Origin of the sequence: Microbacterium sp. SORGH_AS_0505 (genome assembly GCF_030818715.1) — a bacterium.
Lineage (GTDB): Bacteria > Actinomycetota > Actinomycetes > Actinomycetales > Microbacteriaceae > Microbacterium.
The window spans coordinates 2,860,903-2,873,754 of sequence record NZ_JAUTAT010000001.1 but is presented as its reverse complement, the minus strand read 5'-3'; the positions used below and the strand labels follow the sequence as shown (position 1 = coordinate 2,873,754).

Genomic DNA, 12,852 nt, shown 5'->3' with positions numbered 1-12,852 from the left:
GCCTATGCTGGGGCGGTGCTGATCCTCGCCGCGACCCCGATCGGAAATCTGGGCGACGCGACCGGGCGCCTGCGGACCGCCCTCGAGGACGCGACGATCGTCGCCGCCGAGGACACCCGCACGACGCAGCGGCTCCTACAGGCCCTCGGGATCGAGAACCGGCCGAGGCTCATCGCCCTGCACGACCACAACGAGAAGCAGCGCGCCGCGGAGCTCGTCGCCCTCGCTGCGTCCGAGGACGTGCTGCTGCTGAGCGATGCCGGGATGCCGACGGTCAGCGACCCCGGCTATGCGGTCGTCGCGGCCGCCGTCGAGCAGGGCGTCGACGTGACGGCTCTCCCGGGTCCCAGCGCCGTGATCACCGCCCTCGCGCTCGCGGGCCTGCCGACCGACCGATTCACCTTCGAGGGGTTCGCGCCCCGCAAGGCGGGGGAGCGGCGGACGATCTTCGGCGCACTCGCCTCCGAGGCGCGCACGATGGTCTTCTTCGAGGCGCCGTCCCGCCTCGCCGACACGCTCGTCGCGATGGCCGAGGCGTTCGGCGCGGACCGTCGCGCCGCCGTCTGCCGCGAGCTCACGAAGCTTCACGAGGAGGTCGTCCGCGGCCCGCTCGGCGAATTGGCGGACTGGGCCGCCCAGGGCGTCCGCGGCGAGATCGTCGTCGTGGTCGAGGGAGCGAGCGTCCGCGCCGTCAGCGAGGACGACGCGGTCGCTCAGGTGCAGGCTCTCGTGGCCTCCGGCATCCGGTTGAAGGATGCCGCCGGCGAGGTCTCGCGAGAGACCGGGTTGCCCTCGCGAGACCTCTACCGTGCCGCCGTCGCGGCGAAGAAGCCGCTCAGCCCTTGACGGACCCGGCGGTCAGACCGCCGACGATGTAGCGCTGCAGCGACAGGAACAGCGCCAGCACGGGGATCGAGGCGAGGATCGCCCCGGCGGCGAACAGACCCCAGTTGCTGGCGAGCTGGTTCGAGACCCACTGGAACATGCCGACCGCGAGGGTCCAGTTGTCCTCCGAGACGAGGACGATCTTGGCGATGATGTAGTCGCCGAACGCCGCGATGAAGGCGAGCAGGCCGACGACCGCCAGGATCGGGGTCACGAGCGGCATGATGAGGCGCCAGAAGATCTGGGCGTGCGTCGCGCCGTCGATCTTCGCCGACTCGTCGATCTCCATCGGGATCGTGTTGAAGAACCCGTACATCAGGAACGTGTTCACGCCCAGCGCGCCACCGAGGTAGACGCAGATGAGGGCGATCTTGGAGTTGAGTCCCAGGACCGGGAACACCTCGCCGAGGGTCAGCAGCATGAGGAAGATCGCGACGAAGGCGAGCGCCTGCGGGAACATCTGGACGATGAGGAGCGCCGTCAGGCTGATCCGTCGTCCCGTGAAGCGGAAGCGCGAGAACGCGTACGCGGCCGCCGCACCCATGAGGACGGCGCCGGCCGCCGAGGCCCCGCCCACGATGAGCGTGTTCCCGTACCAGGCCCAGTAGCTCGTGCCCGACAGGGCCGTGTAGTTGCCGACGTCGATGACCGAGAAGAGCGCGTTCGCCGCCGACAGGGTGCCGTTCGGGTTGAACGACGCCGACAGGATGTAGACGAGCGGGAACATCGCATAGAAGAGGATGCCGGCGGCCACGAGGTACTTCCAGCCGACCTCCAGCACCCAGCGCTTGCGCTGCGCGGGACGGAGGGCGGCGGTGCGTGTCGCGGAGGAACCGGTCGTGATCGTCGCGGTGGTCGCGGCGGTGGAGGGAGCGGACATCACTGGTACTCCTCGAGCTTCTTGGTCTGACGGAACGCGAGGGCCGAGACGACGCCCACGACGATGAACACGAGGATCGACAGGGCGCTGGCGAGGCCGTAGTCGGCTGCGCCGCCCGAGACACCGGAGATGTCGTAGATCGCCGAGATCAGGATGTCGGTGTATCCGAGCGCGTACGGCGCGCCGGGGATGGCCGGGCCGCCGTTGTTGAACATGTAGATGATCGTGAAGTTGTTGAAGCTGAACGCGAACGACGAGATCAGCAGCGGTGCCGTTGAGACCAGCACGAGCGGGAGGATGATCGCCCGCAGCTGACGGAACCGGCCCGCCCCGTCGATCGACGCCGCTTCGAGCGCGTCCTGCGGGAGCGCCTGCAGCGCCCCGGTGCACACGAGGAAGTAATACGGGTACGTGAGCCAGACGTTGACGAACAGCACCGCGGCGCGGGCGAGCCACGGATCACCGAGCCAATCGATGTTCGCGCCGCCGAAGAAGAACTCGTTGATGACGCCGAACTCGGCGTTGAACATGCCGCGGAACAGCAGTGCCGACATGAACGCCGGGAACGCGTACGGGAGGATGAACAGCGTTCGCAGCACCTTGCGACCGCGCACGCGCGGGTCGTTGAAGATGAGGGCGAACACGAGGCCCATCGCGAACGGGATGAGCACGGACAGGACCGCCCAGACGAAGGTCCACCCCGTCACGAGCCCGAGCGGCTCGAGGATCGCGGGGTTCGTGAACAGCTCGACGAAGTTCGAGAAGCCGACGTTGACGACCCAGCCGGTCGGCAGCGTCGTGCCGTCGTCGGCGACGAAGTTGCCGGTGGGGCTCGCGGTGTAGACGAGGCCGGTCGCGCTGTCGGTGATGGTCTGCGACTCGGCATCCCACGTCATCGTCGAGAGGTAGGTGGCGCCGCTCGATCCGTCGCGGGTGCGGATCGAGCCGTCGTTGGGGTCGTCCGAGACCGGCACGCGGAGGTCGATGACCGCCTGCTGAGTCGCCTGGTCGCCGATGATCTGGTTGCGGGGGACGACGTTCCACCCCGGGACCTCCGTCGCGGCACCGGATGCCGGGGCCGGGCCGACCACGCTGAGCGGGTCATCGGCGGAGCCTGCCAGCAGCTGGCCGTCCTCGACGACGGCGAAGCCGAGGTCGCCGTCGCGCTCGACGACGGTGAGGGGGAGGGTGGGAGCACCCTCGACGCGGCGCTCGCCCTGCGCGAGCGAGGCGGCGACCGCCTGCTCCTGGGACCCGATGTGGCCGGCGCCGTAGTTCGTGAAGGCGATGTACCCGGTGTACAGGAAGATGAACACCTGGAACACGAGCAGGAACGACAGCCCCGGCAGCAGGTACTTGAGGGGGAGCGCGCGTTTCGTGAAGTAGACGACGTCGGCTGCGAGCAGCAGAGCGACGGCGACGCCGAACACGATCCAGGACTCGGCCTGGAACGCGGCGATGATGCCGAGCAGGCCCACCGCGTTGATGAGGCCCATCAGGACCAGCTTGACCAGGAATCCCCAGCCGAGGCCTGACCAGCGCCGGGCGTGGGACTCCGCCGTCGGCGGTGCCTCTTCCGGCAGGGTGGGGCTCTGCAGAGCCGTCATGTCGTCTCCCTCTCGAGGAAAGTGGTCTCCGGGGGCGGGGCGTGGCCGCCCCGCCCCCGGAAGTGTGTCAGCCGATGGTCTTCTCGAGGTCGGCGACCATGGTGGTCCAGGTCGCCTTGGGGTCGGCGCCCTTGATGATCTGCACCTGCGCGGCGTTCCAGAGGTCCCACACCGATCCCATCTGGGGGATGTTGGGCATCGGAACGCCGTTCTGCGACGAGGCGACGAAGCCGGCGATCACCGGGTCGGACGAGACCTCTTCGGCGAGGTCGGACCAGGCCGGGATGCGCGGGTCGGCCTCGTACAGGGCCTTCTGCGCGTCGTAGGTCGCGAGGTACTTCGTCAGGAACTCCTGAGCGACCAGTGCGTTCTTGCTCTCGGCGCTGATGTAGAAGCCCTGCACGCCGACGAACGGCGACGCGGTCTCGTCACCGGCCGAGGGGATCGGGTTGACCTTGATCTTCGCGCCCTGTGCGGTCAGCGCCTCGACGGCCCACGGACCCTGGATCGTGTACGCGGCCTTGCCCGAGGCGAACAGCTCGTTGTTGGTGTCGTAGTCGATCGTGGTCGAGATGTCGCCCGAGCCCTTCTCGCCGTTCTCGCCGAGCCACTCGGCGAAGGCGTCGCCGGCGTCGCCGCCCATGCCGACCTCGGCCGTGTACGAGCCGGAGTCGTCCTGGACGAAGACCGGGGCGCCGAACGAGGTCTGGAACCCGTACATCGTGTACGCGTCACCGGTCTGACCGGCCGTGTTGATGACGACGGGACGCTCAGCGCCCGCCTCCTTGGCCGCCGCGATCATGTCGTCCCACGTCGCGGGGGCGTCCTCGCCGACGAGGTCGGTGTTCTGCACGAGGGCGATCGTCTCGAGCGAGTACGGCAGCGCGTAGGTCTGGCCTTCGTAGGTGAACGCGTCGGTGGCGACCTTCTCGAAGTTCGCCGCGGACTCGCCGAGGTCGACGGTGGCCACGACACCCGCCTGGACGAGGCTGCCCAGCCAATCGTGCGCACCGATCGTGATGTCGGGGCCCTCGCCGGTCGGGACCTGGTTGGTGAAGTCGTTGCGGATGTCCTCGAAGTTCTTCTGGACGAGCTCGATCTTCGCGCCGGTCTCCTCCTCGAACGTCTTCGCCGCGGCCTCGATGGCGGGCTTGCGGTTCTCGTCGGTCCAGACGGTGAGGGTCACGCCGCTCGCGTCGATCGGAGCCGCGGACTCGGACTGTGCCGGGGCGGTGTTGCCGCTGCCGCCGGCGCAACCGGCCAGCAGCAGGGAGCCGGCCGCCAGTGCGGCGATGCCGATACCCATCTTGCGCATGGATCTTCCTTCCGGATGTGGTCGCTCCGGCGGCCCTCTTGCGAGGTCGCGCCGTCACGACCGGGGTGTGATCGCCGCAGCCGGGTGGCCGCGACGGGTTTTCTCTCAGTGCGTTCGACGGTGTCCCGTCGTGGGGCGATCGGTCATCGATCCCCCCGAGGAGCTGTGTGCGCCAGGCGGACGACGGCGACGTCGCCTCCCGGGAGCACCAGCGTGTCCCGGACCTCGGCCTGCGCCAGCAGGTCGGTTCCGGTGGTCGTGAGCGACACCTCACTGGTGCCGTGGTTGATGGCGACGAGGTAGTCCGCGTCGCGTCCGTGACGGACGATCGTCTCCACGCCGTCGGGCGTCGCCGGGATCTCGAGGCCGGCGTCGGCGTAGACCTCGCGCATGATCGCGCGGAGGCCCTCGGCATCCGGTCGCGTGCTGATGTACCAGCCGACACCCTGACCGTGGACGTTCCGCGTCACGGCGGCCCGGCCTTCCGCAGGACCGGAGGTGTAGGTCCCGCGGACGTCGGCGGTCGTGACGACGAGGTCCTCCTGCCAGACATCGGCGGCGAAGTCCTCGTCGTCGACGCGGATGCCGGTGACGTGTCCCTCTCGCAGGGGCAGGTGCTCCTCGACGCGGACCCCGAGCGTGTCCGCCAGTACGGCGCCGTACCCGCCCGGGTGGACGGCGTCGTTCTCGTCGACGACAGCCGAGAAGAACGAGACGACGAGCGTCCCGCCCTGAGCGACGTAGGCGGTGAGGTTCGCGGCATCCGCTGCGGTCAGCAGATACTGCGACGGGACGACCACCAGGCGGTAGCGCGAGAGGTCGTGACCAGGGAGGGCGAAGTCGACGGTGATGTCGTCGCGCCAGAGCCGCTCGTAGAACGCGCGGATGCGCTCGTCGTGGCTGACGTCCTCCGAGGGGCGCCACTCCAGGTCTTGCGCCCAGAACGACTCGAAGTCCCACAAGACGGCGACGTCGGCCTCGACGCGCGACCCCTGCACCTCGGCCAGGCGGCCGAGCTTCGCGCCGAGGTCGACGACCTCGCGGAACACCCGCGACTCGGTTCCGGCGTGGGGGAGCATCGCGGAGTGGAACTTCTCGGCGCCGGAGCGTCCGGCGCGCCACTGGAAGAAGAGGATGCCGTCGGCTCCGCGACCGACGTGGCTCAGGGAGTTCCGGGCCATCTCGCCGGGGCGCTTCGCGATGTTCCGCGGCTGCCAGTTGACGGCGGAGGTGGAGTGCTCCATGAGGATCCAGGGCTTGCCGCGGCCGACCGAGCGGCTGAGGTCGGCGGCGATCGCGAGCCCGATCTCACCCTCCTCGTCGGCTGCCCACAGATAGTGGTCGTCCGAGATGATGTCGACCTCGTCGGCCCAGGCCCAGAGGTCCACGCCGTGGTGCTGGTTGGCCATGAAGTTCGTCGTGATGGGCTGCGAGGCGTGCGCGCGGATCGCGTCCTTCTCGGTGCGGAAGCACGCGCGGAGCATCTCGTCGGTGAACCGGGCCCAGTCGAGCTTCTGCGACGGGTTGATCGTCGAGGGGGCGGCGGCGGGCGCGCCGACGTGGTCCCACTGCTCGTAGTGCTGACCCCAGAAGGCGGTGCCCCAGGCGGCGTTGAGACCCGCGACATCGCCGTACTTCTCCTGCAGCCAGAGGCGCCAGGCGCGGACGGAGTGCGGGGAGAAGTCCTCGCCGACGGGCACACCGTATTCGTTGTGGATGTGCCAGAGGACGACGGCGGGGTGGTCGCCGTACCGCTCCGCGAGGGCTCCGGCGATGCGGTCGATCGCGGTGCGGTACTCGGGAGCGGAATGCGACACCATGCCGCGCGCGCCGAAGCCCATCGGGACGCCGTCCTTCGTGACGGCGCGGGCGTCGGGGTACTGCGCGAAGAACCAGGCCGGGGGAGAGGCGGTCGGGGTGCCGAGGTCGACGGCGATGCCGTTCGCGTGCAGGAGGTCGATGATCTCGTCGAGCCAGGCGAAGTCGAACTCGCCCTCGCGGATCTCGAGGAGACCCCACGAGAAGATGCCGATGCTCACCATCGTGACGCCGGCTTCGCGCATGAGGCGCACGTCGTCGTTCCAGACCTCGCGGGGCCACTGCTCCGGGTTGTAGTCACCGCCGTAGGCGATGCCGTCCAGTCGCGGCCAGGCGGGGGTCGTCATGCTGCGGTGCCATCCTCATCGATCGAAGCGCTGACCGGTGCCGCGGTGACGCGACTGGGACCGGTAACAGGTACGTCTGGAAGTGTAAATCGGATGCCGCGTCCCACCGGCCCCCGTTACCGAACTGTGACCGGTCCCAGAAGTGATCGGCGCCGCCGCCGCCGGGGTATAGAGTCAGCGCGTGGTTCTCCCTTCCGAACGCAGACGTCCCACCATCCGCGACGTCGCGGAGGTCGCGGGGGTGTCGCACGGGACGGTGTCGCGCGTCATCAACGGCGGACGCTGGGTGTCGGAGGAATCCCGGCTCGCCGTCGAAGAGGCGATCCATGCGACCGGCTACACCGTCAGCCACGCGGCCCGCTCCCTGGCGACCGGCAGGGCGAACTCCGTCGCGTTCCTCCTGACCGAGCCGCAGCACCTGCTCTTCGCCGATCCCACCTTCGCCCTCCTGCTGCGCGGGGCGACGGAGGCCCTCGCCGCCCGGGACATGACGCTCGTCCTTCTCATCGCGGAGCATCCCTCGCAGTACGCGAACATCGAGCGTTACGTCCGTGCCGGCCACGTCGACGGCGTCCTGCTCATCTCGTCGCACGAGTCCAATCCTCTGCTGGCCGCGCTGACCGAAGCCGGCGTGCCGACGGTGTGCACGGGCGTCCCTCTCGGCGACCGGGCGCACGTGCCCACCGTCTCCGTCGACGAGGAGGCGTCGGCGCGCGCGATGACCCGACATCTGATCGGCCGCGGTTACGAGCGCATCGCGATCATCACGGGTCCCGACGACACCCCGGGCGGCCGCTACCGGTTGGTCGGCTTCCGAGACGAGATGGGCGAGCGCTTCGACCCCTCACTCGTCGAGCAGGATGTCTACTCCAGTGATGCGGGCGAGGCCGCCATGACGCGACTCCTCCGGCGGGCACCCGACATCGACGCCGTGTTCGCGGCATCCGACATCATGGCCGTCGGGGCGATCGCCGCCCTCCGCAAAGCCGGACGACGCGTCCCCGAGGACGTCGCCGTCGCCGGCTTCGACGACTCGGGGCTGGCGGCCACCACCGACCCGCCGCTCACCACGATGCGCCAGCCGTGGACGGAGATCTCGCGGCGCATGGTCGAGGTGCTGCTCGAGGTCGTGGACGGCGGTCCCGGCCAGTCCATCGTGCTGCCGACCACGCTCGTACCGCGCGCGAGCGCCTGAGTCGCTCGACGGGGCGCCCGTCATGAACGACGGGGGTCGTCGCGTCGCCCGTAGAATCTCCAGGTGACTTCCGGCGGCTCCTTCTACATCACCACCCCCATCTACTACCCGAGCGATCTGCCCCACATCGGGCACGGGTACACGTCGGTGGCGGTGGACACGCTCGCGCGCTGGCACCGCCAGTCGGGCGACGACACCTGGATGCTCACCGGCACCGACGAGCACGGGCAGAAGATGCTCCGTGCCGCGACGGCGAACGGCGTCACGCCGCAGGAGTGGGTCGACAAGCTCGTCGAGGAGTCGTGGTTCCCGCTGCTGAAGACCCTCGACGTCGCCAACGACGACTTCATCCGCACGACGCAGCCCCGGCACGAGGAGCGCGTCAAGACCTTCGTGCAGGCGCTCTACGACAGCGGGTACATCTACGCGGGTGAGTACGAGGCGCTCTACTGCGTCGGTTGCGAGGAGTTCAAGCCCGAGGCCGAGATCGTCGACGGCACCGGCTCCTTCGAGGGCCTCAAGGTCTGCGCGATCCACTCGAAGCCGCTCGAGCTGCTGCAGGAGAAGAACTACTTCTTCAAGCTCAGCGAGTTCCAGGACCGCCTGCTGGAGCTCTACAAGACGCAGCCCGACTTCGTGCGCCCCGACTCTGCCCGCAACGAGGTCGTCTCCTTCGTCCGCTCGGGCCTCAAGGACCTGTCGATCTCGCGGTCCGCGTTCGACTGGGGCATCCGCGTGCCGTGGGACGATTCGCACGTCATCTACGTGTGGGTCGACGCGCTGCTGAACTACGCGACCGCCGTCGGGTACGGCGACGACCCCGAGCAGTTCGAGCGTCGCTGGCCGGCGTATCACGTCGTCGGCAAGGACATCCTCCGCTTCCACGCCGTCATCTGGCCCGCGATGCTGATGGCCGCGGGACTCGAAGTGCCGAAGGGGATCTTCGCGCACGGGTGGCTGCTCGTCGGCGGCGAGAAGATGTCGAAGTCGAAGCTCACGGGCATCGCGCCGACCGAGATCACCGACGTGTTCGGATCGGATGCCTACCGGTTCTACTTCCTGTCGGCGATCGCCTTCGGCCAGGACGGCTCGTTCTCGTGGGAGGACCTGTCCGCGCGCTACCAGGCCGAGCTCGCCAACGGGTTCGGCAACCTCGCCTCGCGCACCGTCGCGATGATCGGTCGCTACTTCGACGGCGTCGTGCCGGCTGCGGGTGAGGCCGCCGAGATCGACCTGCGGGTGCAGCGGACCGTGGCGGATGCCGCGACTGCCGCCGACGCCGCGATGACGGCGTTCCGTCCCGACGAGGCGATCGCAGCGATCTGGACGATCGTCGACGAGCTCAACGGTTACATCACCGAGAACGAGCCGTGGGCGCTCGCGAAGGACGAGGACAAGCGCGAGCGGCTGTCGACCGTGCTGTACACGGCGGCGGAAGGACTGCGAGCCCTCGCCGTGCTGCTCTCGCCCGTCATGCCGCAGTCGACGGCGACGCTCTGGAACGCTCTCGGCGCCCCCGGCGAGCTGACGGCTCAGCCGCTGCGCGACGCCGGGACGTGGGGCCAGCTTCCCGCGGGAAGCCGCGTGGCTGCGCTCGCACCGCTGTTCCCCCGCGTCGAGCAGACCGCATGACGACGGAACCGACGGATCCGAGCGGCTACGTCCGTCAGCGCGAGCAATCGGCGCGGGACGTCCGCTGGCCGGACGCGCCCGAGCCCCTGTCGGTAGCTGTTTACGACAACCACACGCACCTCGAGATCGAGGACGGCGACGAGCCGCGCGGCCTCGATGAGCAGCTCGCCCTCGCGGCCGGCGTCGGTGTGGCGGGTGTCGTGCAAGCCGGCGGCGACATCGACTCGTCGCGCTGGTCCGCGTGGGCCGCGGCATCCCACCCGGCGGTGCTGGCAGCCGTCGCCATCCACCCGAACGAAGCGCCCGCCTACAAGGAGGCCGGGCGCCTCGACGAGGCGATCGCCGTCATCGACGAGCTGGCTGCGCAGCCGCGTGTGCGGGCCGTGGGCGAGACGGGTCTGGACTTCTTCCGCACGGACGCGGATGGCATCCCGGCGCAGGTCGAGAGCTTCGAGGCTCACATCGACATCGCGAAGCGCCATGGCATCGCGATGCAGATCCATGACCGCGACGCCCACGACGCCGTCCTCGAGACCTTGGAGCGGGTCGGAGCGCCCGAGCGCACCGTCTTCCACTGCTTCTCGGGCGACGCGGACATGGCCCGCTCCTGCGCCGACCGCGGCTATTGGCTCAGCTTCGCCGGGAACGTGACCTTCAAGAACGCGCAGAATCTGCGGGATGCCCTCGCGGTCACCCCGCGTGAGCGGATCCTGGTCGAGACGGATGCCCCCTTCCTCACGCCCGTGCCGCACCGCGGGCGACCGAACGCTCCGTACCTCGTGCCGGTCACGGTGCGCTTCCTCGCGGCGGAGCTCGGCATCGACCTCGACGACCTGTGCGCACAGCTGGCGCAGAACACCCTCGAGGTCTACGGAGCCTTCACCGACTGAGCCGCCTGAGCGGCGACGAGGCTCGCCGTGAGAGGCGGGCGCGTCGTCGCTCCGGGGACGAGCTCCCACGGCAGGTCGACGACGCGAGGCCCCTCGTCCAGGAGGGCGGCCGGAAGCGTCTCGAACATCGCCTCGGCGGCGAGGTCGGGACGGATGCAGACATGGGTGACGCCCAGTCGGCGGTTGACGGCGCAGTCGGTCGTGCAGAGGGCCACCAGCTGGACGTCCCGCGGGATGACGAGGCGCATCTCCTCGAGCTGGAGGTAGACGTCGGGCCCGTCTTCGGCGCCCGCGAAGACGGCGTCGGCGCCGTCGGCAAGGGCCTCGGTGAGGAGGCGGGGGAGCGTCCTGCGGGACGGGTCGACGGCGCGCACGAGCGGCTCGCGTCCGCGCACCGAACTCCAGATCTCGTACGCCGCGCGCCCGATCTCGTCGCGGGGCTCCCGCCCCTCCTCGGTCAGGAAGAGGATCCGCTTGGCCCCTGCGCGCTCGAGCTCGTCGAGTCCGGCACGGACGGCGGCGTCGTAGCCGGTGCGGATGCTGAGGCCGCGCGAGCCGTCGACGAACTGATCGTCGGCGACGATCGGGATGCCGCGGGCGATGGCCGCCTGGAGCAGAGGCTGATTGCCCCGCGCGTCGGGCACGTAGAGGGCGTCCAGGGTCGTGCCCGAGATCAGATCGGGGTTCGAGTCGGGGAGGACGGTCACGGTGAAGCCGTGGGCGGCGGAGGCGCGGACGAGCGAGATGAGTTTGCGCGCGCGCTGCAGTTCGCCGCGCCGGTCGGCCTCGGCGTCGTCGACCATGACGAACCCGACGGTCATCGTCCGACCGCTGCGGAGGGCGGTGGCGTGCCGGTTGGGCACGTAGCCGAGTTCGGCGGCGATCGCCTTGATGCGCTCGCGCGTCTCGGGACGCATGCTGCCGCGATCGTTGAGCGCCTGGCTGATGGCCGCCGTCGACACGCCTGCGGCGCGCGCGATGTCCTTCAGCGTGACGCTCGGGCTCACGGCTGTTCGCCCTCGTCCGGCGAGATGCCCGCGCGACCGCCCGGAAGGACCGTGCGGATCGCCTCGGCCCACTCGGTGCCCGCGCCCGAGGAGGCGAGCGTGTGGCCGCGGGCGATGAGCTGGTGCATCAGGACGCCCGAGAAATGGCGCAGGGCCGTCTCGACCTCGGGCGAGTCGCCGCGGCGCCGTGCGCGTGTCAGTTCCTCGTCGAGGACCCCGTGGACGAACCCGCGGAGGTCGACGACCGAGGGTGCGACCTCGTGCACGCGGCGGGCGGCGGCGTGGCGCTGCGCGGCGGCCTGCACGATCTCGCGGGCCTGACCGACGGTCTCGGCCTCGTCGACGGGGGCGTGAAGACGGATGGTCTCGAGGTCGAGCAGTTCGACTCCGGGCAGGAGTGCGACTTCGGGGTCGACGTTGCGGGGCAGACCGAGGTCGATGACGACCTGGGCCCGTGCGCTGCCCGCGCGGGCCGTCGCGTGCGAGAACGCCTCGAGGGCGAAGGTGTCGGTCGTCGCCGTACACGTGACGACGACGTCCGCGGCGGCCGCCTCCTCGGCGTAATCCTCGGTGCTCACGTGGACCAGGTGCTCGCGATTCGCGAACCGCTGGCGTCCGGACCGGGAGTGCACGCGGATGTCGGTGGCGCCGACGGCGCGGAGGGCGGCGAGCGCCGCCGCGGCGTAGCGTCCGGTGCCGACGAGCAGGACGCGCGCGGTGTCCCAGTCGACGCGGGAGCTCACGAGGTCGACGGCGAGACGGACGAGCGAGCGGCCGGATTCGCCGAGGCGCGTCGTGTTCTTGACGGCACGGGAGGTCTCGGTCGCGCGTTGGAAGAGATGCTCGAGGGGTGCGGTCGTCAGGCCGCGGCCGCGGGCGGCCTCGAGGGCGCGCCGCACCTGTCCGGCGATCTCGTCCTCGCCGACGGCGACCGAATCGAGGCCCGATGCGACGGTGAAGAGGTGGTGGGCGACCTGGTTCCCGTGGGCGAAGTCCACGTTCTCGCGCAGCGACCGGTAGTCCATCTCGGCGGCACCGGCGATCGCCTCCATCGCGGCATCCATTGCGGGAACGGGGGAGGCGAGGTCGGGCTCCTCAGCGAGGTCGAAGTAGGCCTCGAAGCGGTTGCAGGTGGCGAGGACGACGGCGCCGCGCACCGAGTCGTGGACCGCGGACAGACGCTCTGCGAGGTCGTCGCCGACCGTCGAGAGCCGCTCGAGCGAGTCGAACGGTGTGGAGCGCTGATGCGCGGTCAGGCAGACGAGCACGGTGCGGA

10 protein-coding genes are annotated in these 12,852 nt (G+C 70.0%); 4 read left to right on the top strand and 6 right to left on the bottom strand.

The annotated features are described in order from the left end of the window. The first annotated feature begins 15 nt into the window (after nucleotides 1-15). Nucleotides 16-846 carry a 16S rRNA (cytidine(1402)-2'-O)-methyltransferase gene (gene rsmI / locus QE428_RS14330; RefSeq protein ID WP_307470470.1) on the top strand — a complete coding sequence of 277 codons (831 nt, stop codon included), beginning with the start codon at nucleotides 16-18 and terminating at the stop codon, nucleotides 844-846. On the opposite strand, the gene QE428_RS14325 is transcribed toward rsmI, so the two are convergent. The 4 genes from QE428_RS14325 to QE428_RS14310 form a co-directional block, all read right to left on the bottom strand. Further along, nucleotides 836-1,765 (bottom strand): sugar ABC transporter permease, encoded by a 930-nt coding sequence (locus QE428_RS14325; RefSeq protein WP_091354823.1) that lies wholly within the window; start codon nucleotides 1,763-1,765, stop codon nucleotides 836-838. The two genes, rsmI and QE428_RS14325, sit on opposite strands and share 11 nt — an antisense overlap. Then, nucleotides 1,765-3,372 (bottom strand): ABC transporter permease subunit, encoded by a 1,608-nt coding sequence (locus QE428_RS14320; protein WP_091354819.1) that lies wholly within the window; start codon nucleotides 3,370-3,372, stop codon nucleotides 1,765-1,767. The genes QE428_RS14325 and QE428_RS14320 overlap by 1 nt, the downstream gene beginning before the upstream one ends. Before the next feature lie 67 nt (nucleotides 3,373-3,439). Continuing rightward, complete coding sequence (locus tag QE428_RS14315) at nucleotides 3,440-4,687, bottom strand: extracellular solute-binding protein (protein ID WP_091354815.1); 1,248 nt, start codon at nucleotides 4,685-4,687, stop codon at nucleotides 3,440-3,442. A gap of 143 nt (nucleotides 4,688-4,830) precedes the next feature. Beyond that, on the bottom strand, nucleotides 4,831-6,852 hold the full coding sequence (locus QE428_RS14310; protein ID WP_307470464.1) for a beta-galactosidase: 2,022 nt from the start codon (nucleotides 6,850-6,852) through the stop codon (nucleotides 4,831-4,833). A 181-nt stretch (nucleotides 6,853-7,033) separates the two neighbouring features. Between QE428_RS14310 and QE428_RS14305 the strand changes: the two genes are divergently transcribed. From QE428_RS14305 to QE428_RS14295, 3 genes are all read left to right on the top strand, one after another. Further along, nucleotides 7,034-8,047 (top strand): LacI family DNA-binding transcriptional regulator, encoded by a 1,014-nt coding sequence (locus QE428_RS14305; RefSeq protein WP_091354808.1) that lies wholly within the window; start codon nucleotides 7,034-7,036, stop codon nucleotides 8,045-8,047. Between the two features lie 63 nt (nucleotides 8,048-8,110). Continuing rightward, complete coding sequence (metG, locus tag QE428_RS14300) at nucleotides 8,111-9,679, top strand: methionine--tRNA ligase (RefSeq protein WP_307470462.1); 1,569 nt, start codon at nucleotides 8,111-8,113, stop codon at nucleotides 9,677-9,679. After that, nucleotides 9,676-10,569, top strand: a complete 894-nt coding sequence (locus tag QE428_RS14295; protein WP_307470459.1) for a TatD family hydrolase — start codon at nucleotides 9,676-9,678, stop codon at nucleotides 10,567-10,569. The genes metG and QE428_RS14295 overlap by 4 nt, the downstream gene beginning before the upstream one ends. Here QE428_RS14295 and QE428_RS14290 read toward each other — a convergent pair. After that, nucleotides 10,548-11,576: a LacI family DNA-binding transcriptional regulator gene (locus tag QE428_RS14290; RefSeq protein ID WP_307470457.1), complete on the bottom strand. Its 1,029-nt coding sequence runs from the start codon at nucleotides 11,574-11,576 to the stop codon at nucleotides 10,548-10,550. The two genes, QE428_RS14295 and QE428_RS14290, sit on opposite strands and share 22 nt — an antisense overlap. Beyond that, nucleotides 11,573-12,844 (bottom strand): glutamyl-tRNA reductase, encoded by a 1,272-nt coding sequence (locus tag QE428_RS14285; protein ID WP_307470455.1) that lies wholly within the window; start codon nucleotides 12,842-12,844, stop codon nucleotides 11,573-11,575. The genes QE428_RS14290 and QE428_RS14285 overlap by 4 nt, the downstream gene beginning before the upstream one ends. Nucleotides 12,845-12,852 lie beyond the last annotated feature (8 nt).

What these genes read in the sequence shown, in the direction of transcription:
- QE428_RS14325 (WP_091354823.1), bottom strand. Translation starts at nt 1,765, where the DNA reads ATGTCCGCTCCCTCCACCGCCGCGACCACCGCGACGATCACGACCGGT.
- QE428_RS14320 (WP_091354819.1), bottom strand. Translation starts at nt 3,372, where the DNA reads ATGACGGCTCTGCAGAGCCCCACCCTGCCGGAAGAGGCACCGCCGACG.
- QE428_RS14315 (WP_091354815.1), bottom strand. Translation starts at nt 4,687, where the DNA reads ATGCGCAAGATGGGTATCGGCATCGCCGCACTGGCGGCCGGCTCCCTG.
- QE428_RS14310 (WP_307470464.1), bottom strand. Translation starts at nt 6,852, where the DNA reads ATGACGACCCCCGCCTGGCCGCGACTGGACGGCATCGCCTACGGCGGT.
- QE428_RS14295 (WP_307470459.1), top strand. Translation starts at nt 9,676, where the DNA reads ATGACGACGGAACCGACGGATCCGAGCGGCTACGTCCGTCAGCGCGAG.